Source organism: Singulisphaera acidiphila DSM 18658 (assembly GCF_000242455.2).
Lineage (GTDB): Bacteria > Planctomycetota > Planctomycetia > Isosphaerales > Isosphaeraceae > Singulisphaera > Singulisphaera acidiphila.
Genome location: NC_019892.1, coordinates 388,817 through 414,027, shown reverse-complemented (window position 1 = coordinate 414,027; position 25,211 = coordinate 388,817). Strand labels below are relative to the sequence as shown.

Genomic DNA, 25,211 nt, shown 5'->3' with positions numbered 1-25,211 from the left:
CTGAAACAGCATGGAAGCCATAACGCAGGAGTGCCCCGCCGACCTGACCCATCCGCCAAAGGAGGGGACGGATCGGTGGGGCACTCCTGTTCTCATTTCTTTCGAATGCACTCCCCGAGCGTTCTGCCCATCGGCTCCGTTCCCTTAAAATAAAACCGTGAGCATTCCCCGACGCGTTGTGCCTACGGCCATCTCGTCATGAAACGGCCCATCTGCCAGGGACATGACGCCCCACACTCGGGGAGATAACGGCCCACCCCCCACAGGCATGGCGGCCCGCGCCATCCGACGGCAAACCGATGAAGAAAGGAAACTGGCGGCCAGAATGGCCGCTTGCGCCGGGAATCCTTGTAGTCTCCAAGCTCACGATCCTTTATTCTCGTTAAGGATATTTCTAAAAAGTTCCTACCGATGCGAGGCGTCCATGAAGACTTCGCTGATGTGGACCGTGATTGCTCCGTTCGCTCTCGTCGGCTTGGCAAACGCCGATACGAAAGACCCCGGAATCGGCACGATCCTCAAGGCGATCCATCAGGTCGTGGACGTGGACAATCCAACCGCCAGCCAGACCACTCTGGGAAAAGATCGAACATACTCTTATGTCGACCGGCTGGAGCACACCCACGGCAAGCGACTCGGGTTCCAGGACGAGAACCGTGAAAACCACAGCGCGAAACCCTCTCGTCACGTCACCCCCGAGACACATGCCCTTGATTTTCTTACAAATTATTTCATAATAAAAAAACAATTGGTTTTTCACTACCTAATCGGATTGGTCTGGCTGAAGGAGGAGGACATCGCTGAATACGATGAAGCGATCCGCCTCAACCCCAACGATGCCTCGGCTTACTTCAATCGAGGCTATGCCTGGAGCGAAAGGCAGGAATACGACAAGGCCATCGCCGATTACAACGAGGCCATCCGACTTGATCCCCAGTTGACCTTGGCTTACCACAATCGGGGCTACGCATGGAGCCAAAAGAACGACTACGACAAGGCCATCACCGACTACAACGAAGCCATCCGACTTGATCCCGATGACGCCTCGGCTTACTTCAATCGAGGCTACGCATGGAGCAAGAAGAAAGACTACGACAAGACCATCGCCGACTACAACGAGGCCATCCGACTCGATCCCGATGACGCCCCGACTTACTTCAATCGAGCCCACGCATGGAGCCAAAAGGAAGACTACGACAAGACCATCGCCGACTACAACGAAGCCATCCGACTCGATCCCGATGACGCCTCGGCTTACTTCAATCGGGGCCACGCATGGAGCCAAAAGGGGGACCTCGACAAGGCCATCGCCGACTACAACGAGACCATCCGACTCGATCCCACAAATACCCCGGCTTACTTCAATCGGGGCTACGCATGGAACCAAAAGGGGGACCTTGACAAGGCCATCGCCGACTTCGATGAAGCCATCCGACTCGATCCCAATGACGCCTCGGCTTACGTCAATCAGGGCTGCGCATGGGGCGAAAAGGGGGAACACGACAAGGCCATCGCCGACTTCAACGAGGCCATCCGACTTGATCCCACGAACACCTGGGCTTACCTCAATCGGAGCCACGCATGGAGCGAAAAAGAGGAATACGACAAGGCCATCGCCGACGCCAACGAGATCATCCGCCTTGATCCCCAAAACGCCTGGGCTTACTTCAAGCGGGGTTACGCATGGGGCAAAAAGAAAGAGCACGACAAGGCCATCGCCGACGACAATGAGGCCATCCGACTCGATCCCACAAACGCCTGGGCTTACCTCAATCGGGGCTACGCATGGGACGAAAAAGAGGAACACGACAAGGCCATCACCGACTTCAACAAGGCCATCCGACTTGATCCCACAAACACCTGGGCCTATTTCAATAGGGGCTACGCATGGGGCCAAAAAGAAGACTACGACAAGGCCATCGCCGACTTCAACGAGGCCATCCAGCTCGATCCCAATTATACCTCGGCCTACCTCAATCGGGGCTACGCATGGAGCCAAAAGAACGACTACGACAAGGCCATCGCCGACTTCAACAAGGCAATCCGACTCGACCCAATTAACGCCCCGGCTTACTTCAATCGAGGCCACGCATGGAGCCAAAAGGAAGGCTACGACAAGGCCATCGCCGACTACAACGAAGCCATCCGACTCGACCCAAATAACGCCTTAGCATACCTCAACCGAGGCCACGCCCGGAGCAAAACGCAGGAGCACGACAAGGCCATCGCCGACTACAACGAAGCTATCCGCATCGACCCAAAAGCCGCAAACGCTTACATCTATCGAGCCATTACCTGGAGCAGAAAGAAGGACTACGATAAGGCCATCACCGACTTCACCGAAGCCATCCGCATCGACCCCAAGGATGCCTCGTCTCACAGCAATCGGGGCTACGCATGGAGCAAAAAAAAGGACTACGCCAAGGCCATCGCTGACTACAACGAGGCAATCCAACTCAATCCCAAACTTGCCTCGGCTTACAACAATCGGGCCTGGATCTGGGCAACCTGCCCCGGTGAGCAGTACCGAGACGGTCAAAAGGCGGTGGAGTCGGCCCACCTTGCCTGGGAATTGAGCGGCGAGGAAATAACAAGCTACCTCTCCACACTCGCAGCCGCCTACGCCGAGTTGGGCGACTTCGTCAAAGCGGTCGAATGGCAGGAGAAAATGACCAAGCTCCTGACCGACGAAAAGATCAAGGAGCGCGCGGAGAACACGCTCAAACTCTACCGAGAGAAGAAGCCATACCGAGACGAGAACTGAGCGACTTTGTCGGAATCCGAGAGCCGAAAACCAGGCCAGAGGACCGCCAAATCAGGTCCGGCCGAACGGCCGGCCTCGGGAAAAAAGGGGGCCGTCGGCCGGCCCCTTGGCAAGAGGCCGGGCAATCGGACATGATGGGGGCGCGACGGGTGGTCCGTCTCCCTCTCGTTGCGGGTCTCCGTGACACATTCGAAATCGCATTCGACGACCCCACGCCCCCAAAAAAAAGGAATCCGCGCGCTGTGGACGTCCTCATCACCGAGGCCCAGATTCAGGACCGGGTGCGCGAGCTCGGCCGGCAGATCGAGGCCGACTATCATGGGAAGCCCTTGACGATCGTGGCGGTCTTGACCGGCAGCCTGATCTTCCTGGCCGACCTGATCCGCCAGATCGAACTGCCCCACCGCGTGGCGCTGTTGCAGGCCAGCAGCTACCGTGGGGCCACGACGAGCGCTGGGGTCTTGAACGTCAACGAGGCGTTCCTGCCCGAGGTGAGCGACCGGGACGTCCTTCTGCTCGACGACATTCTCGATACCGGCCATACCCTGGCGACCCTCGTCGGCCGGATGAGCATGCAAGGCGCACGGAGCATCCGGACCGCCGTCCTGCTCCGCAAGATCGGCCGCCAGGAAGTTCACCTCGAGCCCGATTACTGCGGCTTCATCATCCCCGACGCCTTCGTGATCGGCTACGGCCTCGACTACAATGACGACTATCGTCACCTCCCCTACGTAGGGATTCTCACCCCTTGATTTCCCACCGACGGCGATGAAACTGGCCCTGATCACCCGGCGCTACCCTCCCGACATCGGCGGGGCCGAGAAGGTCTTAAGCTACCTCGCCCCGGCCCTGGCCGCCGAAGGGGCCGACGTAACCGTACTCACCGCGCACGCGCCCGGCCTGGCCAAGCGAGAGGAGGTCGCCACCCCCGCCGGCCGCTTGACCGTGATCCGGCTGGCGACGTCGCGGGCCCGGTTCGTTGGGACCTGGCTCTACATGCGCAACCTCAGGCGCTGGCTGACGGAACACGCGATCGACGTCGCTTATGTCTCGATGCTCAAGCATGACGCCTATGTCGCCGTCGCGCAGGGGCGTCGGCTCGGGTTCCCGGTGGTCCTCCGCCCCGAAGGGGCAGGGGCGACCGGCGACCTCGCCTGGCAGGCCTGGGGCCGGTTTGGCAAGGCGATCGCCCGGCGCTGTCGTGACGCCGACGCGATCGTCTCGATCTCGCAGGCCATCACAGATGAACTGCTCCAAGCCGGCTTCGCCGCCAAACGGATCCGGGCATTACCCAACGGCGTACCGATCCCCCCAACGCCCTGGCAGCCGAGGCCCGACTGGCAGGCCGCGCCTCGCGCTCACTTCATCGGCCGGCTCGCGCCCGAGAAGGGGCTCGACACCCTGATCGACGCCTGGCCGTTGGTCCTCGCCACCCACCCTCGGGCGAAACTCACCCTGATCGGCGAAGGCCCGGAGCGAGCCGCTCTTGCAGGACAGGTCGAACGGCTCGGGCTGAGAGGCGCGGTCGACCTTCCCGGGGCGACCGACGATGCAAAGGGTCAGCTCCTCGCGTCCGACCTGTTCCTCCTCTCCTCGCGTGAGGAGGGGATGAGCATCGCCCTGCTGGAAGCGATGGCGCTGGGCATCCCCCTGGTCGCCTCGGCGATTCCGGGCAATCAGCAACTCGTCCAGGATCGGGTCCAAGGCCGACTCGCCCCTCCCAACGATCCCGCTGCACTGGCCCAAGTGATCCTCGAGCAGTGGGCCGAGTTCGATCAGGCCGCCCTGATGGGACAGACCGCCCGCCGCCGAGTCGCCGAGGAGTTCTCAATCGCCGCCGTCGCTCGCAAACATATCGACTTGTTCCAGAGCCTGCTCGACGCGAAGGGGAGGGGGAGGACCATTCTTGAATAAAATTCCCTGGGACCGCGGGCGACCCGCCCGCTCTTCAATAATTTTTTAATTCTAAAATTCATAATTCATTACGGGCGGGTCGCCCGCGGTCCCAGGGGGGGAGGGATTCGCAAGCCCTGTTGCAAGCCACCGCGGCCACCTGGAAAATGAAAGAATAAGGCGAGACCAACGACTCGGAATCGGCCCAACTCAGACGGCCGTTTCGTACTATTAGGTCGTGCCCACCTCTCTATCACGATAGGAAATCGCGAGTGCTAAACGTCCTGCAACTGATCCCGAGTCTCGACCGCTCGGGGGCCGAGAAGCAGATGGTGCTCCTGGCCAAAGGCCTGCCACGCGACCGGTTCCGGGTCGAGGTCGCCGCGCTGACCCGGCTGGGACCGCTCGAGGCCGAGATCCACGAGGCTGGGATCCCCCTCACGTCCATCGGCAAGCGGATGAAGCTCGACCCGCTGGCCCTGGCGCGGTTGACTCGGTTCCTCAAGGTCAAGCGGTTCGACGTCGTGCAGACCTGGATCTTCGCAGCGAACACGTATGGGCGGATCGCGGCGCGAGGGGCAGGGGTCCCGGTCGTCGTCACGGCCGAGATGGCCGTGGATCTCTGGAAGGGACGAGGGCAACTCAACATCGATCGCCGCCTGGCGCACTGGACCGACCGGGTCGTGGGGAACTCGCAGGCCGTGGTCGAGTTCTACCGGAAGGCCGGGATCCCGGAAAACCGGCTCGCGATGATCCCTTCGGGCATCGCCGATGAAGAGCCTCCGGCGGTCGACCCGGCCGCAGTCCGCGCGGAGCTCGGCATTGCCGGCGACGCCCCCTTAGTGCTCTTCGCCGGCCGGCTCGCGCCCCAGAAAGGGGTCGCCGACCTGATCGCCGCGCACGACCTGCTCCACTACGGTATGCCCGAGCTGCGGACCTTGATCGTCGGCGATGGACCGCTCCGGTCTCAGCTCGAGGAGATGGTGCACTCCTACCGGCACGACCACGCGATCCGCTTCCTGGGCCACCGCAACGACGTCCCTCGCTTGCTGGCCGCCGCCGACCTGCTCGTCTTGCCCAGCCTGTACGAGGGGTTGCCCAACGTCGTGCTCGAAGCCATGCGGTTCGCCAAGCCGGTCGTCGCCACCGCCGCGCCCGGAACAACCGAGGTCGTCGAGCACGGGCGAACCGGCCTGCTCGTGCCGCCGAGCGACCCGCCCGCCCTGGCGCAGGCGATCCGGACCGTTCTCCGCGACCCCGAGCTGGGCCGGCGTCTCGGGGCCGAGGGCCGCGCTCGTGTGGACGCGGAGTTCCGCGCCGACACGATGATCGCGCGATTCGCCGCGCTCTACGAACAACTGGCCAAGGCCAAAGGGCTGTCGGCCTGATCCGACGGACCGAAGGAATCGCCGAATTCGTTGCGACCCACAAGACCGGCGGCATAGAAACCAAGGGGCGGTTCCCGCAAGGGAATCAGGCGGTTCGCGCTCAATTCGGCTGGGGAATCCGGTCGAAAGATAGCACGTCGCTCGACCGGAATCGCAGGCGGTGGACTGCTTGTCACCGGCCATCCCCTCAGCGAAGCTACGGTCGGGCGTTCGACATAGCCCCTCGAATCGGAACGCGAGGGTTTTCCGGATCGCAGGATCGCGGTCGACCGGCCCTTTTTATTTTCACGTCCGGGTGAAGGGTCGCCACTTTATTACTTATTAACGACTGGTGACATGATGGATCGATCAGGTCGGCGACGGAACGTGGCATTTCGGCCCCAGAGCGAGCCCATGGAGGGACGGCTCCTGTTGAGCACGATCCCGCCGGTGAATCAGCGGCACCCCTACTTGCGTCCTCTGGGCGTCCCGGCGGTTCGGCCCAACACGCCAGTCTTGCCCTTCGGGGCCACCAAGGTGGCCTCGTTCATCGACCCGACGGTCGGGATCGTCAACGGCCGGCACGTCATTGTCGGCAACAAGACGTTCATCGCTCCTTATGCCCGGCTCAACGCGACCTCAGGGTTCATCAAGATCGGCACCGGCTCGAACATCCTCGACGGCGCCACGCTCACGAGCAATCCGACCCGGGCCAAGAACCCGACGACTTCCATCCTGATCGGCAACCTCGTGTCGGTCGGCTTCGGAGCCACGGTCCTCGGCCCGACCCAGATCGGGTCCCTCGGCGCTCAGGCCAAGCCGACCGGGATCGGAGCCAACGCGCTGATCGACTCTGCCACGATCGAGCCAGGAGCGATCGTCGGCACCTTGGCCCGCGTCGGGCCGGGCGTGACCGTCCCCTCGGGCATGTACGTCCTGCCCGGCTCGAACGTCACGACCAACGCCGAGGCCTCCGACCCCGCGCTCGGCAAGGTCGTCCCGGTCACTGCCACCGAGTTCACCGACCTGACCAAGAACCTCGCGAACAACACGGCACTGGCCGCCGGCTACGCCGCGCTCTATCAGGGCGACACTTCCACCGGAACCTCGAATGTCTTCAGTCCGGTCAGGAAAGGGGTCAACAACGGGAACCTCTCCGCCGTCGAAGGGGCGAGCAACGAGCCCGGTTCCGCGAACGGCCCCAGCTTCGAGCCCGCCAGCCCGGTCGGCCCGACGTTCCTGGCTCCCCTCGGCCAACAGCAGCCCGGCCTGATCGCGGACTTCCGCGCTCGGGTCACCGGTCAGGTGGTCTTCCACCAGCAGGCCGCCATCGTCGCGCATCGCCTCGGGATCGGCAACTCCATCCGGGCCGACCAGGGGCAGCCGTTCATCTTCGGTTCCACGTTCACGTCCGGCGACTACGTCGTGATCAATTCCCCGCTGGGGAGCAACGTGGCCAGCACCAATAGCGGGCTCACTATCTACGACGGCGTGCAGGCGGGCGACCGCTCGGTGATCTTGGGGGGACCGGGAGCCAAGGTCAGCATCGGCGGCAACGTGATCATCGGCGCGGGGGCGGTCCTCGATCGCACGACAGTCGGCGCAGGCTCGACGATCGGGGCCCGCGCCTACGTCGCCAACTCGACGATCCCCGACAACACGGCCATTCCCGCCGGGGCGATTATCATCAACAACAAGCTCGTCGGCTCGATCCAGTGGTAAAAGTCCGCTGACCTGACGGCGACGGATCATCCGCGCAGGCCAGCCTGGCGACTCAGCCTGGCCTGCGCGGAATGTCGAACCACTGGCCGGGCTCGAGCTCGACCGGCTCGGCCTGGGTTTCCCGGCGCACCCGATCGGCCCACGCTTTGCCATCCTGCGCGATTGCGTCGAACGTATTGAAGTGGATCGGCAAGACGGACTTGGGGGCGATCATCGTCACGGCTCGAAGTGCATCGTCCGGGCCCATGGTGTAATAGTCGCCGATCGGCAGGATCGCCAGGTCGATCCCCTCCTCGCCGATCAGACGCATGTCGCTGAACAGGGCGGTATCGGCCGCGTCGTAGACCTTGGTGCCGTCGGGAAAGGTGATCAGGAACCCGCACGGATTGCCGCCATAGGTGCCGTCGGGCAAGACCGAGCCGTGGAAGGCGACGGTCAGCTTGACCCGGGCGATCCCCTCGAACAGGCGACCGCCGCCGTGCTGCATGCCGTGCACGTCGGTAAGCCCCTGCCCAGGCTCCTTGAGCCATTCGCCGATCTCATAATTGGCCACGACCGGAGCGCCCGTCCGCTTGGCGATCGCCACGGCATCGCCGATGTGATCGCCATGACCGTGCGAGATCAGGATCAGGTCGGCCGGGACCGTGTCGGCCGAGTCCGCCGCCTTGGGGTTCCCCGTCAGGAACGGGTCAACCAACACGTGCCGCCCGTCGCTCTCGAACAGCAGGCACGAATGCCCCAACCATCGCACGCGTGTCGACATGACGGTCTTCCCTTCGATGGAGTTGTCGGGGGACCACTCTGGCGATCCTCGAGTCAGAGGCCGAGCCGATCGCTCCCGTGCCGGGTTGGGTCCCAGCCGGAATCAGAACATGACGCCGCCCCCCCTGACAACCCCAAGCCCGCCCGGCCCCCGGTCTCCTTCTCCCTTGGGATTGATGCGCGCTCCCCAAGCGACTATCTTCAGCGCGACGAGTGTCCCTTCGAGTTTCTCCGATTTCTTTTGGATCGCGTGCGAGGGCTGCGTCCCCATGAGTTCCGAGAGCGAGCCCGAGGCCGCCGCCATCCCCGCGTCTCAACCCTGCCCGCGCTGCCTCGAGCTGGAGGAACGTGTGGCCGAGTTGGAGCGTCGGCTCGCCGAGACGAACCAGGCCCGAGACCCCGGTCCGCTGGCGGTGAAAGCGCTCAAGATCAAGGACGGAAGCTGGCTCGACGGCTGGCGGCTCCGCCCTTCCCCGGCGCGTCGGCACTGGATGGACGGCCGCCCCTATTCGTACCAGTGCCTGCCGATGGTCATGGCCAACCAGTGGGGCTGGCAGGTTCTCTGCCCGACCGACGTCCAGGTGACCTGGAACGGCTCCCCCGAATCGGCCGGCCTCCGGGTCGAGGTCGCCCCCCCGTATCAGGTCGCGATCAAGAGCCAGTTCGGGCTCGGGATCGTGACGTTCTCGCTCCCCTGGCTGTTCCGGACCTCCCCCGGCTGGGACCTCTACGTCAAAGGTCCGGGCAACCGCTGGAAGGCGAACTGCACCCCCCTGGAAGGGGTGATCGAGACCTGGTGGCTCAACTACACGTTCACCATGAACTGGAAGCTCGTCGAGCCCGGCACCGTCACGTTCGTGAAGGGGGAGAGCCTCTGCCAGCTCATCCCGGTCCCCCACGGCACATTCAACGGCGCCTCGGCCGCCGAATCCCTGCTGGCCGAGACCGAGCCCCAGGCCCATGCCGAGCTGCTCCACTGGCTGAGCGAGCGCCGGCGGCTCGCCCAAGAACCCGACTCCCTCGTCCGGTTCTACCGCAAGGCCGAAGGGATCGACGACCACCTCGCCAAGGTCCAGGTCCCCCCCTTCGTCCCCCCGGCAACATCGCAGGAAGAAAGGCCGAAGCCCTAAATCACACGGGCCACAGGAGTTTCACTCCCCACTTCGCCTTCTCAACTCGGCAAATGTCTCACGTGGCAGAGGCCAGCCAATCCCCTAGAACACCCGAGTCCACCAACCGCGTGAACCCGCCTCGCTCATTGAGGCGGCCCCACTCGGCGATGGACCCGGTCAGAATCGAGGAGCGTGTGCGAAGGGGACGATTCGCCAAGGCAGCGTCTTTCATCCCGTAGAACGACCAAAACCCTTGTGGCCCGCACGCAATGTGTTGATTTGTCCCTTATCCCATCAAAAATACAAAAAAAGGGGAACGCAACACGTCACACGTCGAACAAACCACGGTCGGTTACCTCGTCGCGATTCGGCCTGCCAGCGATGGGGACGGTCATTCTGATCGATCCGGAAGGGAAACTCATGAAGGGCGATTCGACCTTGGGCCTACCCAGGTCTGCGAAGTAAAAGGCGGAGTGAACCCCAAAGCGATTTAACACAAAGGCATCATCAAACCAGGCTTAGAACAACCGAGAGCCGCTCCCTTCGGAGTCCCCTTGCGTAAATTCCTGGATTCCCTAACGATAGGTGGATCCAACCCTCGCGACCGGAGAAATGAGATGCCCAAAGCCTCGCCCGATGAGCCGGAGAACGAACCAATCGCAGCCACGCCTCTGAACGACCTGATCGGCAGGCAGGTGATACGCTCCCTGGGAACCCCGAAAGACCTGCTCAAGGTCAGGGTGCATCCCGTCGGAGCCGACCACTACAGGGTGAACATCGTCACGGGCAAAGACTTCGCCACCGGCAAGATCGCAAACAGCTTCTTTCTGACCGCCGACGCCAAGGGCAAAATCGTCAGCTCCACCCCGCAAATCGTTAAACTGTACTGAGCCGCACCACGAGTCCAACGACTTCTGACACGCGATCCGACCTCAACCAATAGCTGAGAAAACTCCAAAATTTCTGGCCACACCAGAAACCATAAATACCAATACAATTCTGGATTACTGTGGGTCTAGCCTCAGCCGACATACTATTGGTAACATTCTTCTATTTTCACTTAAAAAATTCCCCTCAGCTCGATCGGCAAGCTCTCATCAGGAATGGGACAGGCACGGCAGGATTCGTCTTCCATGCCTTGATCTATTTTGATGGGGCGTTCTTGATTCTGCAACTCTCAACCCTCGCGGCACTCTTCGGGATTTGCTACCTCCATCATCTGGGGCGACTCCCGGGCCAGGAATTAAAGGTCGCGAAGCAACGGGGTTCAGAACTTGATTAAGCGGCCCGGCACTTCAATGCAGGAGCAGGAGACACGTGGGGAACGAAGGAGATCATGCAGATTGTTCTTCAAGAACCTGCCTCACAAAACAGTAAGCCATAATCATTTATCTTAAATTCAACTTTTTCTCAATTCGTGTTATTTGTGTGATTCGTGGTTAAATTTCCTCTCCAGAGAGTCGCCCCCCTCGAGTTCATCGGACGGTCGAGGTCGATTGAGGCAATCCTTTGCATTTGCAGCCTCTCGTTTGGGCAGTCAATCAAACGTGAGCTCTTGCTCCGTCCCGTCCGGGGATCGAGCCCGAATTGACAGTTCGCCCCCCATCGCGCTTGCCAGCTTGTCCAGCGTACTGACGAGGACATCATTGCGGTTCTCGATCCGCGAGATGTTCGCTTGCCGCACTCCCGCCCCGCCCGCTCAGTCTGCGACAGTCCTTGACGTTGCCGCAACTCAACCAGGGGCGGCGTCGAGGATCCGCCGGATTCGATCAAGGCTACCGCCCGTTCCAAAGTTGCCTTTGCGCTCGCCTAAATCTCGTCGACCCCGAATCCGTAGTCAGATTCGCCAGGGGTCGTGACACCGAATCCACGGTCGGGACGCCACTCGATTACAACAGGGTCAAGCTCAATGGCCAAATCGGGGTCCTTCAACTTCTCAAAGATCCGGAGCCAAACGCCCTTGGTGGGCCAGCGATCGAACCGCCTCCAGACCGAATTCCAGTTCCCGAAGCGTTTGGGAAGATCACGCCAGGGAGCCCCAGTCTCGGCGATCCAGAGGACGGCGTTGACAAGAGACGGTTGTCAAAGGCGGTCACGCCAGGGTCGGTAACCTGGCCAGGCAGAAAATCCTTGATGCGTTCCCAATGACCCGTTCGAAATAGCCTCGAAATCCCCGTCATCGTCGGAGAGGGTCAGGCGAGCGTTGCCGCGATCAAGGCATGATCGATCAGTCTGCCTTCAGCATCGAGGGGTGGTCAACCCATCACTCGATGCGATCGCGGGCGAGTCAAGTGTCAACGTTGGAAGTCCCGCCCCTGATGGAAATCTTGTCAAAGTGACAAGTGAGGCGGATTCATTCTTTACGATGGGCCACTTGATCATGAAGAATTCGATAAGTTTCAGAGAAGACGCAAGCACAGAGCACTCGTCACAAAATCCACTAAATCGTTGCCTCATAAAGGATTTCGGCTTCCGCGATCATCGCCGATCTTTGACCATTCGTTCGAGAAGCAGGTAAAAAGGCTGCCAATTTATGTTGCGTGAGACAGATTATTCTGTATTGTGATAACCCACAGCCATGAGCTAATGTGTAAATAAAGTCCGATCGGTCAGGGAGGGCTTATGCCGACGTATTCCGCCACACCTCATCGCCCAGGCTTCACCCTCATCGAGGTCCTGGTCGTCATCGCCATCATCGGACTCTTGGTGGCGTTGCTCCTCCCCGCCGTCCAACTAGCCCGAGAGACAGCCCGACGCACCGCTTGCATCAGCAACTTGAAGCAGATCGGGTTGGCGATGCACAACTATCATTCGACCTGCGGCAGCTTCCCAGGCAGTTCCGTCGCCAAGCAGTTCTCTCCCCATGTGGCACTCCTGCCTCACCTGGACCAAGCGACACTCTACAACTCGATCAACGTGTGCCTGATCGAGTTGCGCCAATCACCCATGCTGAACAAGACCGCCAAGACGACGCAGGTAGGCATATTCCTGTGCCCATCGGACGTTATACCATCTTATGGTCAAGCATCCACTTCCTACGCGGGATGCGTCGGATATGGATTCCAAGTCCAGAAAAAGCGGAATGGCCTGTTCCGTAATCCTTGCATCTCGATGGAAGGTATTGCAGACGGGGCGAGCCATACAGCCGCTTTTTCAGAATGGCTGCTGGGCCCGCCGCCGGCCGACCACGGGGCCAACCACGACCGCCGTCGCTACAACTTCCGGACCGAGAAACTGACCCGCTCCGACCAATTCGACCGCTTCACGTCCACTTGTCTCCAGGCGGATACCTCGCGGAATAAATTCGGCGATAATGTCAAAGGCGTAGGATGGATGAATCCTCACGAAGGCAAATCTTTATACAACCACAATATCACTATCAATGGGCCGACGTGCTACAACGGCAACTATGTTCGCGAAGGCGCATGGACGGCCGGAAGCTTCCATAGCGGGACCGCGAATGTCCTGTTCGCCGATGGGCATGTACGGTCTATAAAGGAATCCATTGAGCCACGAGTCTGGCAATCAGCCGGGACTTGTGCTGGCGGCGAAGTCATGGATGGTTGGGAATATTAACAGGATAGTCACTCAGAAAGCAACCGAGAAAGCAACCAGGAGAAGGCATGTCGCTAGCGAAGATCGCGATGTTTTTGGTGTGCGCGTCGATGACTTTGGCCACCCCCGGCAACATGGCCCGTGCAGGGGATTACGATGCGTCAACGACCGCCTCCTACACGGCGGGCCCTCCCAAAGGTATCACCGTTAAAGGGAATATTGTATGGGCTGTCGGGAAGCCGATAATCAATTATGTCGACGGCGAAATCGTCGACTCTGACAACAACCTCGTCCTACCTCTGGGGAGTCTGGGCTTCACTTACGATAGCGCCAACCGAAAGGTCACGCTTACGCCCCAATTCTTCGAGGCTTCAGGCGGACCGTTGAAGGTTCGCCTTTACTGGTATCACAACGAGGGCGGGGATTTAATGGAAGAGTCGGAGAGCCTCGAGATAACAATCCCAGCCAATCCGGGCGAAGGAGACTGACCCGATACGCTCACTCCTTGGAATGTGGACCCCGTAGAGCCTGGCTCACCCCTCGCGATCGAGGGGCGACCGGAAAAAAAACAACGATCCGGCAACGGGCTAAAAAGCAGGTGAATCTTGAGGTTGCGTCCGAGGCTTGCATGCAGGCATTTGGGGCGACCACCTCAAGAAAACGACTTGAGTACAAGCCTCTGGAGGCACTTCGGTTTTCGGCTGGTTTTTAGCCCGTTGTCGGATCATTGAAAAAAAAGGAGGCAGGGGCAATCCCAAGCCCCTGCCGACTTGGCCGTCGCCACTTGCCAATCCGGAGCACCGAACGGTTGATACCGAGCAATTGCACGCAGCATCACTTCCTCATCCACCACGCTCAATAGACGCAACAAAAATTATAACAAATATTAAAATAAACAAACACAGAAATCCATAATCATTAATTTCAAATTTCGCTTTTCCTCAATTTCAGTAGTTCGGATTGAAGGTCTTCGGCGAACTACAACGTAACGTTATTTGGCAGACGCCTTTCAGTCGTCGCTGTGTTCACAAGGCCATACATCTCAATGGCTACCTCGAAGAGCCACAGCAACATCGTCCTCAATCGCAGCCGCTCCAGATGAAGTTCTCCGCCGCCGCGACGTGGTTTCGAGAGCACCGCATGATGCAGCCAAACCCAAAGGTTTCGCAGCAAGAACCCGATCGCCACGTACAAGAACCGAACCTCGAATCGCTTCGAGGTCGTCCGGATCCGGCATTGATTCATCTGACGGTAGCTCGTCTCGATCCCGAACCGGGTTCGTAACCGTTCACGGGGCGAAACGCTAAAAAACAAGGGTTTTTCTGAAAGCTACACTCCGATTTTGGGGCGATTTCGGAGGGTTATATAGTAGTTAGTCGTCGAAAGCGCCTTGAAAACAAGGAAGTTCACCCTGTGAACGGTTACCCGGGTTCGGTACGTCTGTTTCACCCAGTCGAACCGCTTGGGGCCGATCCCCCAGTAGGCGTAGACCCATGCCTCCCGACCGTGCTTGCCACGCTCTCCACGCCGATTCCGGCACTTGATGCAGATCTGCACCGTGGCCTTCTGCTTCTTCGCATTCGTCAGCGTATACTCGCTCCAGCCGCTCACCTTGCACTGTTTGAAGACGTTCGAGCCGCTGGGACCCAGCGGGTGTTTCACCGAACGGCCGCGACCGACCACGGGCATCAAGAACGGCGTCCGCGCCTGCTGGAGATAACGGATCACCTCGACACTGGAGAACCCGCGATCCAGGACCGTGAAACGGACCGAGATCCCGGCGGCGCGGACCTGGCGGAGCAATTCGCGAACCACCTCCGCCATCGTCGTCTCTCGGGTTGCGGCCATCAACGCCACGGTGTAACGCCAACCCTTGCGGATCACGTAGGCGGTGGCGTAACCGTAGAACGAGCACGTGCCTCTCTTGGCCTGGCTCCGCATGACCGAGGGGTTGGTCTTGCGATCGGCACCATAGTAGGGGAGCAAGGTCAGGTCGATGGCGATGACTTGGGGCCGTCGTCGCAGGGTCTTGGGAAGATGGCCCAACAGCGCGGCCTGGACGCGCCGTCGAAGCCGGTTGTATTCGGGCAATGTGGAGTAGAGCGCCTCGGCGACGACATGCTCGTCGGGGACTCCGCGAAGTCGCTGGCAGGTGTCGGACAGCGAACTGATCCGTGCTGCGGCGGCGAAGAGGACGGTCAGGATGGTCTCGGCGACGACCCCCTTGGCATGGGAAAGCTTCAGGTGGGGCTGGAATGCTTGAACGGCATAGCGGTAGACTTGGGCGGGTGTCAGGGTGCTGGTGGACTTGCGCATCGTACCCTCCGTGAGTGACGGGTTGAGCACAAGTCATTTTCATGGAGGAGCTTGAGTCTGTCACGCCCTGACACTCCTTCGACTCCCAACTACCGAACTACTGAATTTGTGTCATTCGTATTATTCGTGGTTAAATTTCCTCTTTAGGGAGTTGCCCCCCTCGAGTCCCTCGGGCGGTCGATTGAGGCGATCCTTTGTATTTGCGGCCTCTCGTTTGGGCAGTCAATCAAACGTGAGCTCTTGCTCCGTCCCGTCCGGGAATCGAACCCGAATTGACAGTTCGCCCCCCATCGCGCTTGCCAGCTTGTCCAGCGTACTGACGAGAACGTCATTGCGGTTCTCGATCCGTGAGATGTTCGCTTGCCGGACTCCCGCCCGCTCAGCCAGTTCGGTCTGCGACAGTCCTTGACGTTGCCGCAACTCAGCCAGGGGCGGCGTCGAGGATCTGCCGGATTCGATCAAGGCTACCGCCCGTTCCAAAGTTGCCTTTGCGCTCGCCTAAATCTCGTCGACCCCGAATCCGTAGTCGGATTCGCCAGGGGTCGTGACACCGAATCCACGGTCGGGACACCACTCGATCACAACAGGGTCAAGCTTTTCTCGAATTAAATAACCTAAGATCCGCTCCGGGCAAGCCGTTGGATGAGGGCGGGGAGGTCGAGGAGGGCAAACTGGGACTGGACGGCTCGTTCCTGGAATGCAGCCTTGTTCATGCCGTAAACGACAGAGGTTTGCTCGTCCTGGCCGAAGGTTTGGCCGCCGGCGTCGAGGATCTTTTTGCAGCCCTCGACGCCGTCGCGGCCCATGCCGGTCATGATGATCCCGATGGCCGCCGACCGGTAGACCCGCGCGCCCGACTGGAAGAGCATGTCGACGGAGGGCTTGTGCCCACTGACGAGCGGCCCGTCGGAGAGGGTGACGCGGACGCCGGAGGGAGAGCCGGTCAGGGTCATGTGACGGCCCCCAGGGGCGATCAGGATTGCGTTGGGGAGGACTCGATCGCCCTGCTCGGCCTCTTTCACGGGCACGGAACACTGCCGGGAGAGCCGCTCGGCGAAGACGTACGTGAACTTGGCCGGCATGTGCTGCACGATCAAGACGGGCGGGATCGGGGGTGTCAACAGGGGAAGGACCTGGGCAAGCGCCTGGGGACCTCCGGTCGAGATCCCGATCAAGAGGCAGGGCGTGACCGGCCCCTCGCCGGCCGAGGCGGCGGGTGGAACGGCGGGGTCGCGCACGGCCGAGGGGGACACCCGGCGGGCCGGCACCTCGCGGTCGCGCTCTCGGGGAGGGCGGACGCGGCTCCGCGCGGCGGAGAGGACCTTCGCGATGAGCAGGTCGCGCGACTCCTTCAGGCCGGCCACTTGGTGCCGATCGGGCTTGGGGAGGAAGTCGACGGCCCCCAGCTCGAGCGCGGCCAGGGTCACTTCGGCCCCCTCCTGCGTCAAGGCGCTGACCATCACGACCGGGACCGGGTGCGTCTTCAGGAGCGTGGGGAGCACGTCCAGGCCCGACAGGCCAGGCATCTCGACGTCGAGGGTCACCACGTCGGGCCTGAGCCGTTCGGCCAGAGCCAGGGCCTCCATGCCGTCGCGGGCGGAGCCGACGACCTCGATCGCGGGGGACGACCGGAGCAAGTCGCCGAGGAGCTTCCGCATCAAGGCGGAGTCGTCGACGATCAGGACCCGGACCGGGCGCGGCTCAGAGGGATCCACTGTCGGCCTCGATACCTGGGGAAAGCGGGTCGATCCGGAGCAGGGGGTCGGTCACCGCCACCGCGTCTCGCGGCTTGACCTTGTTCAGAAGACTGGTGACCCGGTCGCGATCGAACGGCTTGACGATGAAGTCGATCGCGCCGTCGCGGATCGATTCCATGAGGGTCTGCTTCTGGTCCAAGGCGGTGACCATCACGACCTGAGCCCCCGGGTCGGCGGCGCGGATCTGCCGGAGCGCCTCCAGGCCCCCCATCTTCGGCATCACGACGTCCATCGTGACAAGGTCGGGGCGGAGCCTCGCGTACAGCTCGACGGCTTCAGTGCCGTCTCGCGCCTCACCCGCGACCTCCCAGCCGGCCTCAACGGCGACGTCGCAGATCATCTTACGCATCAGGAGGGCGTCGTCGACAACCAGCAAGCGTTTCATCGCCCCTCCGCAAAGCTAAGATCGACTCTGATTCGATTAGAGACTCTGATTCGATTAGATCTGGTAGTCGGCACCGCCGGGAATCTTGATAGAGACAATGCCGGAGAGCGTGTCGAACGTCAAGCGACGCCCGGTGTCCCCGCCGACGTCGCGCGCGACGACGGGGATGCCCAAGCCGGCCAGGATCAGCTCGACCGCATCGTTATTCATCCGACCGATGTTAGTCGACGCGCCGGTCTGGAACATGCTCGCCCCTCCCGCGACCTTGGCCGTGAGGCGTCCTCTGGAAGTCCGACCGAGCTTGCGTTCGAGGTCGGTAATCAGGGCCGGTATCGCGGTGTCGGCGAACTTACCGGGGTGGTCGACCGCCCCCCGCGAGTCGGGCAGCACGACGTGCGCCACGCCGCCGATCCGGGCCAACCGATCGTAAAGGATCACCCCCGCGCACGAGCCAAGCAGCGTCCTGATCTGCGCCGGCGCGGCCGCAACCGCCCACCGGCCGATCGGCACCGACACGATCTCCACGGAAGTTGAGGGCTCTGGCGACAGCGGTAGCGGCAAAACAAGGGTCTCCTCTTGGACCTTTACCGGCGTGCGGGGTCGGCCAAGGACGACGACAGGGTGCGCAACGACTCGCCACTCGGCACGAAGAGTAACGACCAGTGGAGCGCGGCCCCGTCGGCGGTGAACCGGCTCTTGACCAGGAGCAGCCTGTCGGCCTCCATGGCCTGGTCCATCAAGGCGAACTCGATCAGGCTCGCCGCGAATTCATGGCGGAACGTGGGAGGCGAAGGGAGCAGAGGCGTTTCAGGCCCAGTGGGACCGACGAGCGGGAGGTGGGCCGCCAGCGAGTTGAGGTACGCGCATCCCACGATGTTGGCCGTCTCGCACGCCGCCGACCGCTCGAGTTCGTCCCAGGACGTCGACGTCCCCAGGGGCCGACGCAACAATAGGTCGGCCAGGGCCATACCCGCCTGGTCCTCGAAGACCAACAGGAGCTGGCCGGTCAGGCGGCCGGTCAAGTCCATCGAGCACGAGGCGACCAGCGCGTCGGCCGGCCCCAGGAGGCTGGCCGCGTCGGCTAGTTCGACCTCGTTCACGTCCAGCCGGACGTCCCGACCGAGCCATCGCGAGAGGGCGCGGGAGGCGTCGCCCGCGCCCCGCTCGAAGACCAAAGTGAGCAGCCGCTTCTGAAGTTCCGTCAGCGATGGGCTCACAGGCGTCGGCCTCCTTTTTTTTTGCGATCGGGATCAGGATCGGGGCTGGGTCTGAGGCTCAGCCGACAGGCTGGGCCGTGCCGGACGTGGCCATCTCGATCATGGCGTCGATGTCAAGGATAAGCGAGACCCGCCCGTTTCCGAGGATACTCGCGCCCGAGAGCCCCGGAATGGGCTGGAAGTTCTTTTCCAGAGACTTCAACACCGCCTCCTGCATCCCGATCAGGTCGTCGACGACAAGCCCGGCCGTCGCCTCCCCGTTCGAGATCACGGCGACTGTGAGCTTCTTCGCCGCCTTCTCCGCGCCTTCGCAGGCGGGCGGGGCCTCGCCGGGGCGAAAGGCGTCATCGAGCGTCAGAAGCGAGATGACCCGGCCCCGGAGCCCGATCGCTGGCTTGCCGTGAATCCGGTAGACCTCGTCGGAACCGACCTCGACGATCTCGTCGAGATGGTCGAGCGGAATGGCGAAGGTCTCCCCGTTGATCCGGGTCAGGAGGACGGGGAGAATCGCCAGGGTCAGCGGGAGCCGGATGGAGAAGGTGGTCCCCTGACCGGGTTCGGAGCGGACGTCGACGGTGCCGTTCAAGTTCTCGATCCGGCTCTTCACGATGTCCATGCCGACCCCTCGGCCGGAGATGTCGGTGACCGTCTCGGCCGTGCTCAGGCCGGGATGCCAGATGAACTGGATGAGCTGGTGATCGTTGAGCCGCCGCGACTCGTCCTCGTCGAGCAGGCCGTTGGACACCGCCTTGCGGCGGACGCGCTCGCCGTCGATCCCACGGCCGTCGTCGCTCACGGTAATGACGATGCTGTTGCCCCGGTGGGAGGCGGCGAGTGAAACAGTCCCGGCCCTGGGCTTACCCACCCGCTCCCGCTGGTCGGGGGGTTCGAGGCCGTGGTCGACCGAGTTGCGGACCATGTGGATCAGGGGGTCGGCCAGCTCGTCGACCATCCGCTTGTCGAGCTCGGTCATCTCGCCTTCGATCTTCAGCACCACCTCCTTGTCCGACGACAGCCGCAGGTCGCGGATCACCCGGTGGAAGCGGTCGAAGAGAGGGCCGATCGGGACCATCCGGGTTTCCAGCACACCGCGTTGGATGCCGTCGGAGACACGGGCCAGGTGGTGGATGGCCTCGGCCATCGCGTTGAGCCGCTCGCGCCCCTGGCGGATGATGTCGAGCTCGTCCTGGATGTCCCGAAAGTTCTCGCGGAGCCGGCGGAACTGCGACGCCCAACGCTCGGTCGAGCCGTCACCGTACGCCTGGAAGCCCTCCAGCCCTCGGGCGATGCTGTCAAGTCGGTCCGAAGTGTCGGAGGCGAGCAACTGCGCATTGGAGCCCCGGAAAAGCTCCTCCAGGCCCCGGGAGATCTCGATGAACCGGGCCTTACTGATCACCAGCTCGCCGGCCAGATTCATGAGCTGGTCGAGCCGGTCGACATCGACCCGGACCGTCTCCGTCACCTTCGGACGCTTCTCCCCCGTCACAACCTCGGCCTGCGGCTCACCCTTCGGGGGCAGGGGCGATGCCAAGGTCGTCGCCAGGGCAGGGGCAGGCTCGACCGGCGTGGGGTCGGTCGGTTCCGGGGCAGGAGCAAGGGCAGGGGCAGGCTCGGGGGTGAAATTCATCGGCCCGGCCGGGTCGGGTCGCGGCCCGGTCTCGATCCGGATCTCGGAGACGCCGTCGACGTCGGCCAGGGCGTGCAGCTCCTCGATGCCGCACTCGGCGGCGAGCTTGATCGTGAACTCAGGGAGCGACTCCGCTTCTTCGAGCTGCTCGATGGACGGGTCGGTCGAGATCACCCGCGCCTTCGCCGACAAGCGGTTCAGCACGAGCTTCGCCTTCATGTCGGGCCAGCGCAAGCCCGACTCGAAGAGGAGTGTCAGGCTGACGACCTGCTCGGATTCCAGGGAGGGCTCCGGCCGGGCGTCCGGAGCGGGAGCAGGAGCAGGAGCAGCCGCCTCGGGGAGTGGTCCGCCCCCGGAATCCTCGGCCGGCAGCCCGAGGCGTTCGATCACCAAGGCGGTGAGACCGGAGAAGTCAACGCCGCTCTCGCCTTTGGCGCGGAGCTCGGCATGGTAGTCGCGTAGGGCATCGAGGCAGCGGAAGAAGAGGTCGAGCGAGGGCCGATCGAGCGCTCGGCCACCGGCGCGGAGCTGCTCGAAGAACGTCTCCAGGTGGTGGGTCAGCCCCTTCACCTGGACGAACCCCATCACGCTCGATGCGCCCTTGATGCAGTGGACCAGCCGGAACGCCTCGCGAAGCGCCTTCTCGTCGGCGGGCGAGCGTTCGAGCTGAAGCAGCAGGTCGCCGAGTCCGACGATCTGCTCGTCGGTCTCGTCGAGGTATAAGGGAATCAGGTCCGCCAGATCGAACCCCGACATGGACGCTCACCCCGATCGTTGTGGGTCAGGCCGGCTTCTGGTAGAGCCAAGACTTGTGCTTGGTCAACGCGCCGAGCATGGTGTAGATCCCTTCTGAGGGACCGACCACAAGGTAGCCCCCCTTCGCCAGGGCGGCCAGCAAGTGTTGCACGACCGTCTTCTTCGACTCCGCATCAAAGTAGATCAGAACATTCTTGATAAAGATACAGTCGAACGGTTCTTCATTCAGCGGCTCGAGCAGGTTGTGCGTCTTGAACGTGGCGGCGGCCTGAACCTCCCGGCTGAGGGTCCAGGTCCGGGCGACGGGGTCGTGGGTGAAATAAGCCCGACGCTCCTCATCACCGACAAGGTGAAGGGCCCTGTCGTCATAGACGCCAGCGCGGGCCGCCTCCAGGACCGCGCCGCTGAGGTCGGTCCCCAGGAGCGTGAGCTTCCAGCCGTTGAGCTCGGGCCGATGTCCGACGACCTTCAGGGCGATCGAGTACAGCTCCTCGCCGGTGCTACTCGCCGCCGACCAGACCCTGAGGCTCCGGGGCCGCTTCCGGAGCCTGGCCCGCTGGATGACCTCGGGGAGAAACGTCTGGTCGAACCAATCGTAATGATGAGGGTCGCGGTAGAAGTAGGTCTCGTTGGTCGTCATCACGTCGAGGAACATCGGCATCTCGCCGGCCCCGGCAGCGGAGTTCAGGAAGTTGAGGTAGGCGGAAAAGGAGCTGATCCCGGTGGCCTTCAACCGCTTTCGCACGCGGGTCGCGACCATCACCCGCTTGGTCCCCGGGATGCGGATCCCGGCGACCCGATAGATCAGGTTGCAAAAGCGCTCGTGCTCCCCTTCGGTCAGCTCGCTGCCCGTCCCGGTCATCATTCGCGTCCTCCCTGACGTCGGTCAGACCTTGAACCCGGAGATCACGCCCTTGAGCGAGGCGGCCTGCGCCCCCAGTTCCTCGGCGCTGGCGGAAAGCTCCTCGGAGCTAGACGCGTTGGTCTCGGTGATCGACGAGACGTCCTGGATCGCCTTGCTGACCTCGGCAGCCGACTCCGACTGCTCCTGAGTGGCCTGGGCGATCTTGGCGATGCTCCCGGCGGTCTCCTCGACCCCCTTGACGATCGTGGCGAGGGACTGGCCCGCTTTCTCCGAGAGCTGGGCGCCGTCGGCGACCCGCCGGGTCGACTCCTTGATGAGCGCCGTGATCTCCTTGGCGGCGGCCCGGGACCGCTCCGCCAGCTTCCGTACCTCGTCGGCCACAACGGCGAACCCGAGCCCGTGCTCGCCCGCCCGCGCCGCCTCGATCGCGGCATTAAGCGCCAGCAGGTTCGTCTGGCTGGCGATCTCGCTGATGACCTGGATGATGTCGCTGACCTGCTCGCTCGACTTGCGGATCAGGACCATCGCTTCGATCGCCTGGTCGACCGACTCGCCCCCTTGCTTGGCGAGCTGGGAGGTCCGCACGGCCAGCTCTCGGGCGGAGCCGGCGTTATGGTTGATCTCGAGGATCGCCTTGCTCAGGTGGTCGACTGACGCCGACATCTGCTCGACCGTCGCGGCCTGATTCTGCGACGACTCGCTCAGGTAGTTGGCGCTCTCGGCAACCACCCGCGCCCCCTCCGCGAACTGGTTCGCCGACTCGATCACCTCGCCGATGACGTGCTTCAGGTCAGAGGTCATCTTGGCCAGGGCCTCGCCGAGCCGCCCCATATCGTCCGACCCACGGACCCCCACCTCGACCGACAGGTCACCTTGCGCGGCGGCCTGCGCCACCTTCAGAAGCTGATTGACCTTGCCCTCGAGGTCCCGCTTGGCCTCCTCGATCTGGGCCCGTTGCTCGGCGCGTTCCAGGGCAGTGGAGACGAGTTGGGCCACGCTCCGGAGCGCCTCGAGCCGGGACTCCGAGAATTGCTGCGGCTTCTCGGACATGAAGTCCATCGTGCCGACGACTTTGCCGTTGAGCTGGACCGGCAACGCCAGGGCCGAGGTGATCCCGGCCCGCCGCGCGAGCGGGGCCCGGCAGCAGTCGGACAGTTCGCCGAGGTCGTCGACGTAGAACAGGTCGCGTCGGATCCAGGCCCGCCCGATCAGCCCTTCCCCTTCGTGGAACTTCGCTCCCCTCGACACCCGGCGGAACTCCTCGTCCACGGAACCCGATTCCGCCATGAACCCGAGCACATTCGTTGCGGTGTCGAGACGCCAGTACGAGCCGTAAGACCAGCCGAACGCCTTGCGGACGACATCAAGTGCCGACGTGATCATTTCCTCGGCGGTCAGGGCCCGCCCCAGGGCCAGCAGCACCTGGTTCACGGCGTTGGTGTTTTCGACCGATGCGGTCGCGCGTGCCTCGGCCTCGTGCTTCTCGGTGACAATGTCCCAGGTGAGCATCGGGCCAAGGTACTGGCCGTTCTCGTCCATGATCGCCGTCACCAGAAGGTCGAGGTATTCCGGGCCGAGCCGGATCACGGCCTGGTGCGGCAGGTTCCTCGGGTCGGCGAGCATCCGCCGCTGGTGTTCCGGGTTCTTGTGGAAGAGGTCGATCGACTGGCCGATCATCTGATCGGCCTTGATCGGCAGGTACGCCTCGAGCCGCTTCAGCGTGCGCTGGGACGCCGGGTTCATGTACTGGATCCGCAGCTCGCGGTCGGTGTACATCACGTTCAAGGGGGCGTTCTCGATCATCCGGAAGACCCGGGCCAGCTCTTGCTGCTTGCCGAGCTGCGTCATCTTGTCGGAGGCGAGGCGGGCGAGCACTCTCAAAACCTCCAGACGGGTCGGCGTCATCTCCAGCGTTCCGGTCGCGAAGAAGTCCATGGTCCCGACGACGCGGCCATCCAGGATAATCGGGAAGCAGACGCCCGACCGGATCCCCGCGCGACGTGCGAGCGGAGCCCGGCAGCAGTCGGCAAGCTCGCCCAGGTCGGTGACATGGACCAGGTCGCGCTGTCTCCAGGCGCGACCGTTCAGCCCCTCTCCCTCACGGAACTTGGCCGAGCGCGTCACCCGGGAGAATTCGACGTCGACCTCGCCCGAATCGACCGAGAAAACCAGGCTGTTCTGCTCCGGGTCGACCTCCCAGTACGAGGCATAGGCCCACCCGAGCCGATCGCGGACGAGATCGAGAGTCGCGCGGATGATCTCAGCAGCCGTGTGCGACCGGATGACCGCATTGACCGCGTCGATCATCGCGCGGGTGTCGGCTGCCGCCTTGTCGGCGACCTCGCGCGCGTCGTCGGCCACTGAGGGCTCGACCGGTTCGGGCTCGGATCGGGACGGGCGTCGCAGACCGTTCATCAAGCGCCGCTTCATCCGTGCCGGTCGCCGGGATCGGGGGTCGGGGTCGATCATGGAGTGGTCCAGGGGTTGAGATCGATCAGGCGCCGGGTTCGAGGTCGTGGGAGTCGAAAAGCTTGTCAATGTCGAGGATGATCAGGAGCCGGTCTTCGAGTCGGGCCAGCCCCGCGATGTAGCGGCGGGCAATCGCAGTCACCGAGATCGGCACCGGCTGGATCTGGTCGGCGGCGACCTTCATGACCTGCGTCACCTCGTCGACGATGAGCCCAACCGTCTTGCCGTGGCTGTTGACGACGATGGTCCTCGTCTCGTCGTCGAACTCACGCGCGGGGAGGCCGAACCGCTTCCTCAGACTGACGATCGGGATCACCGTTCCGCGCAGGTTGATCAGCCCCTCGATCGAGTCAGGCGCCCTGGGAAGGCGGGTGATCGGCTTCATCAGGATGATCTCCTGGATCGTCCTGATCGCGATCGCGTAATCCTCGCCGTCGAGGCAGAACCCGATCAGCTGGCTGACCGCCTGGTCCGGCCGCTGCGAATCGCGATCGGCCGGGCTGGTTTGCCGCGTGGCAGACGACATAAGCCGGGTCCCGGAGGGAGAATCTCAAAGGAAAAAAGGATCAATGAACCTGTCGCAATCCCGCCTCGAATCACCCGGCGCACTCACCCATCACCGGGCGGTGACGAAGACTGCCTGG

At 62.7% G+C, this 25,211-nt stretch carries 19 protein-coding genes and 3 pseudogenes; 9 read left to right on the top strand and 13 right to left on the bottom strand.

Annotated elements, in window-relative coordinates; genetic code table 11:
- Nucleotides 1-424 precede the first annotated feature (424 nt).
- The 5 genes from SINAC_RS01605 (at nucleotide 425) to SINAC_RS01585 (ending at nucleotide 7,746) form a co-directional block, all read left to right on the top strand.
- Nucleotides 425-2,764, top strand: coding sequence for a tetratricopeptide repeat protein (locus SINAC_RS01605; protein WP_015243954.1), 2,340 nt, complete (start codon nucleotides 425-427; stop codon nucleotides 2,762-2,764).
- A 242-nt stretch (nucleotides 2,765-3,006) separates the two neighbouring features.
- Nucleotides 3,007-3,516, top strand: a complete 510-nt coding sequence (hpt, locus tag SINAC_RS01600) for a hypoxanthine phosphoribosyltransferase (RefSeq protein WP_020467721.1) — start codon at nucleotides 3,007-3,009, stop codon at nucleotides 3,514-3,516.
- A 16-nt stretch (nucleotides 3,517-3,532) separates the two neighbouring features.
- Nucleotides 3,533-4,678: a glycosyltransferase family 4 protein gene (locus tag SINAC_RS37815; RefSeq protein WP_015243952.1), complete on the top strand. Its 1,146-nt coding sequence runs from the start codon at nucleotides 3,533-3,535 to the stop codon at nucleotides 4,676-4,678.
- A 251-nt stretch (nucleotides 4,679-4,929) separates the two neighbouring features.
- Nucleotides 4,930-6,045: a glycosyltransferase gene (locus SINAC_RS01590; RefSeq protein WP_015243951.1), complete on the top strand. Its 1,116-nt coding sequence runs from the start codon at nucleotides 4,930-4,932 to the stop codon at nucleotides 6,043-6,045.
- Nucleotides 6,046-6,381: 336 nt separating this feature from the next.
- On the top strand, nucleotides 6,382-7,746 hold the full coding sequence (locus tag SINAC_RS01585; protein WP_237722943.1) for a carbonic anhydrase/acetyltransferase: 1,365 nt from the start codon (nucleotides 6,382-6,384) through the stop codon (nucleotides 7,744-7,746).
- A gap of 52 nt (nucleotides 7,747-7,798) precedes the next feature.
- On the opposite strand, the gene SINAC_RS01580 is transcribed toward SINAC_RS01585, so the two are convergent.
- Nucleotides 7,799-8,509: a metal-dependent hydrolase gene (locus tag SINAC_RS01580; protein WP_015243949.1), complete on the bottom strand. Its 711-nt coding sequence runs from the start codon at nucleotides 8,507-8,509 to the stop codon at nucleotides 7,799-7,801.
- A gap of 268 nt (nucleotides 8,510-8,777) precedes the next feature.
- On the opposite strand from SINAC_RS01580, the gene SINAC_RS01570 reads away from it, so the two are divergent.
- Together SINAC_RS01570 and SINAC_RS01565 are read left to right on the top strand one after the other, a co-directional pair.
- Nucleotides 8,778-9,638 (top strand): DUF6065 family protein, encoded by an 861-nt coding sequence (locus SINAC_RS01570; RefSeq protein WP_015243948.1) that lies wholly within the window; start codon nucleotides 8,778-8,780, stop codon nucleotides 9,636-9,638.
- 599 nt (nucleotides 9,639-10,237) lie between these two features.
- A complete protein-coding gene (locus tag SINAC_RS01565; protein ID WP_015243947.1) occupies nucleotides 10,238-10,510 on the top strand; it encodes a hypothetical protein in 273 nt (90 codons plus the stop codon).
- A gap of 1,023 nt (nucleotides 10,511-11,533) precedes the next feature.
- Here the strand turns inward: SINAC_RS01565 and SINAC_RS41060 are convergent.
- Nucleotides 11,534-11,713, bottom strand: a pseudogene (locus SINAC_RS41060) (transposase); the annotation flags it as partial.
- A 529-nt stretch (nucleotides 11,714-12,242) separates the two neighbouring features.
- On the opposite strand from SINAC_RS41060, the gene SINAC_RS01550 reads away from it, so the two are divergent.
- Together SINAC_RS01550 and SINAC_RS01545 are read left to right on the top strand one after the other, a co-directional pair.
- Entirely contained in the window at nucleotides 12,243-13,196 is a 954-nt protein-coding gene (locus SINAC_RS01550; RefSeq protein WP_015243945.1) for a DUF1559 family PulG-like putative transporter, read from the top strand.
- 47 nt (nucleotides 13,197-13,243) lie between these two features.
- Nucleotides 13,244-13,663, top strand: a complete 420-nt coding sequence (locus tag SINAC_RS01545) for a hypothetical protein (protein WP_015243944.1) — start codon at nucleotides 13,244-13,246, stop codon at nucleotides 13,661-13,663.
- 490 nt (nucleotides 13,664-14,153) lie between these two features.
- On the opposite strand, the pseudogene SINAC_RS42145 reads toward SINAC_RS01545, so the two are convergent.
- From SINAC_RS42145 to SINAC_RS01490, 11 genes and pseudogenes are all read right to left on the bottom strand, one after another.
- Nucleotides 14,154-14,456 (bottom strand): annotated as a pseudogene (locus SINAC_RS42145) (transposase); the annotation flags it as partial.
- A 153-nt stretch (nucleotides 14,457-14,609) separates the two neighbouring features.
- A pseudogene (locus SINAC_RS01535) lies at nucleotides 14,610-15,491 on the bottom strand (transposase); the annotation flags it as partial.
- A gap of 222 nt (nucleotides 15,492-15,713) precedes the next feature.
- Nucleotides 15,714-15,953 (bottom strand): helix-turn-helix domain-containing protein, encoded by a 240-nt coding sequence (locus SINAC_RS41055; RefSeq protein WP_237722942.1) that lies wholly within the window; start codon nucleotides 15,951-15,953, stop codon nucleotides 15,714-15,716.
- Nucleotides 15,954-16,105: 152 nt separating this feature from the next.
- Nucleotides 16,106-17,206 carry a protein-glutamate methylesterase/protein-glutamine glutaminase gene (locus tag SINAC_RS01525; RefSeq protein WP_015243943.1) on the bottom strand — a complete coding sequence of 367 codons (1,101 nt, stop codon included), beginning with the start codon at nucleotides 17,204-17,206 and terminating at the stop codon, nucleotides 16,106-16,108.
- Nucleotides 17,193-17,633: a response regulator gene (locus SINAC_RS01520; protein ID WP_015243942.1), complete on the bottom strand. Its 441-nt coding sequence runs from the start codon at nucleotides 17,631-17,633 to the stop codon at nucleotides 17,193-17,195. The genes SINAC_RS01525 and SINAC_RS01520 overlap by 14 nt, the downstream gene beginning before the upstream one ends.
- A 54-nt stretch (nucleotides 17,634-17,687) precedes the next feature.
- Entirely contained in the window at nucleotides 17,688-18,194 is a 507-nt protein-coding gene (locus tag SINAC_RS01515; RefSeq protein ID WP_237722941.1) for a chemotaxis protein CheD, read from the bottom strand.
- 23 nt (nucleotides 18,195-18,217) lie between these two features.
- Nucleotides 18,218-18,850 (bottom strand): chemotaxis protein CheC, inhibitor of MCP methylation, encoded by a 633-nt coding sequence (locus SINAC_RS01510; protein ID WP_015243940.1) that lies wholly within the window; start codon nucleotides 18,848-18,850, stop codon nucleotides 18,218-18,220.
- A 58-nt stretch (nucleotides 18,851-18,908) separates the two neighbouring features.
- Nucleotides 18,909-21,233: a chemotaxis protein CheA gene (locus SINAC_RS01505; RefSeq protein ID WP_015243939.1), complete on the bottom strand. Its 2,325-nt coding sequence runs from the start codon at nucleotides 21,231-21,233 to the stop codon at nucleotides 18,909-18,911.
- A gap of 25 nt (nucleotides 21,234-21,258) precedes the next feature.
- Nucleotides 21,259-22,098, bottom strand: coding sequence for a CheR family methyltransferase (locus SINAC_RS01500; protein WP_020467711.1), 840 nt, complete (start codon nucleotides 22,096-22,098; stop codon nucleotides 21,259-21,261).
- A gap of 21 nt (nucleotides 22,099-22,119) precedes the next feature.
- Complete coding sequence (locus SINAC_RS01495) at nucleotides 22,120-24,513, bottom strand: methyl-accepting chemotaxis protein (protein ID WP_237722940.1); 2,394 nt, start codon at nucleotides 24,511-24,513, stop codon at nucleotides 22,120-22,122.
- A 79-nt stretch (nucleotides 24,514-24,592) separates the two neighbouring features.
- Nucleotides 24,593-25,093, bottom strand: a complete 501-nt coding sequence (locus tag SINAC_RS01490; RefSeq protein WP_015243936.1) for a chemotaxis protein CheW — start codon at nucleotides 25,091-25,093, stop codon at nucleotides 24,593-24,595.
- Between the last annotated feature and the right edge of the window lie 118 nt (nucleotides 25,094-25,211).

What these genes read in the sequence shown, in the direction of transcription:
- SINAC_RS01605 (WP_015243954.1), top strand. Translation starts at nt 425, where the DNA reads ATGAAGACTTCGCTGATGTGGACCGTGATTGCTCCGTTCGCTCTCGTC.
- SINAC_RS37815 (WP_015243952.1), top strand. Translation starts at nt 3,533, where the DNA reads ATGAAACTGGCCCTGATCACCCGGCGCTACCCTCCCGACATCGGCGGG.
- SINAC_RS01585 (WP_237722943.1), top strand. Translation starts at nt 6,382, where the DNA reads ATGATGGATCGATCAGGTCGGCGACGGAACGTGGCATTTCGGCCCCAG.
- SINAC_RS01580 (WP_015243949.1), bottom strand. Translation starts at nt 8,509, where the DNA reads ATGTCGACACGCGTGCGATGGTTGGGGCATTCGTGCCTGCTGTTCGAG.
- SINAC_RS01570 (WP_015243948.1), top strand. Translation starts at nt 8,778, where the DNA reads ATGAGTTCCGAGAGCGAGCCCGAGGCCGCCGCCATCCCCGCGTCTCAA.
- SINAC_RS01565 (WP_015243947.1), top strand. Translation starts at nt 10,238, where the DNA reads ATGCCCAAAGCCTCGCCCGATGAGCCGGAGAACGAACCAATCGCAGCC.
- SINAC_RS01550 (WP_015243945.1), top strand. Translation starts at nt 12,243, where the DNA reads ATGCCGACGTATTCCGCCACACCTCATCGCCCAGGCTTCACCCTCATC.
- SINAC_RS01545 (WP_015243944.1), top strand. Translation starts at nt 13,244, where the DNA reads ATGTCGCTAGCGAAGATCGCGATGTTTTTGGTGTGCGCGTCGATGACT.
- SINAC_RS01520 (WP_015243942.1), bottom strand. Translation starts at nt 17,633, where the DNA reads ATGAAACGCTTGCTGGTTGTCGACGACGCCCTCCTGATGCGTAAGATG.
- SINAC_RS01505 (WP_015243939.1), bottom strand. Translation starts at nt 21,233, where the DNA reads ATGTCGGGGTTCGATCTGGCGGACCTGATTCCCTTATACCTCGACGAG.
- SINAC_RS01500 (WP_020467711.1), bottom strand. Translation starts at nt 22,098, where the DNA reads ATGATGACCGGGACGGGCAGCGAGCTGACCGAAGGGGAGCACGAGCGC.
- SINAC_RS01495 (WP_237722940.1), bottom strand. Translation starts at nt 24,513, where the DNA reads ATGAACGGTCTGCGACGCCCGTCCCGATCCGAGCCCGAACCGGTCGAG.
- SINAC_RS01490 (WP_015243936.1), bottom strand. Translation starts at nt 25,093, where the DNA reads ATGTCGTCTGCCACGCGGCAAACCAGCCCGGCCGATCGCGATTCGCAG.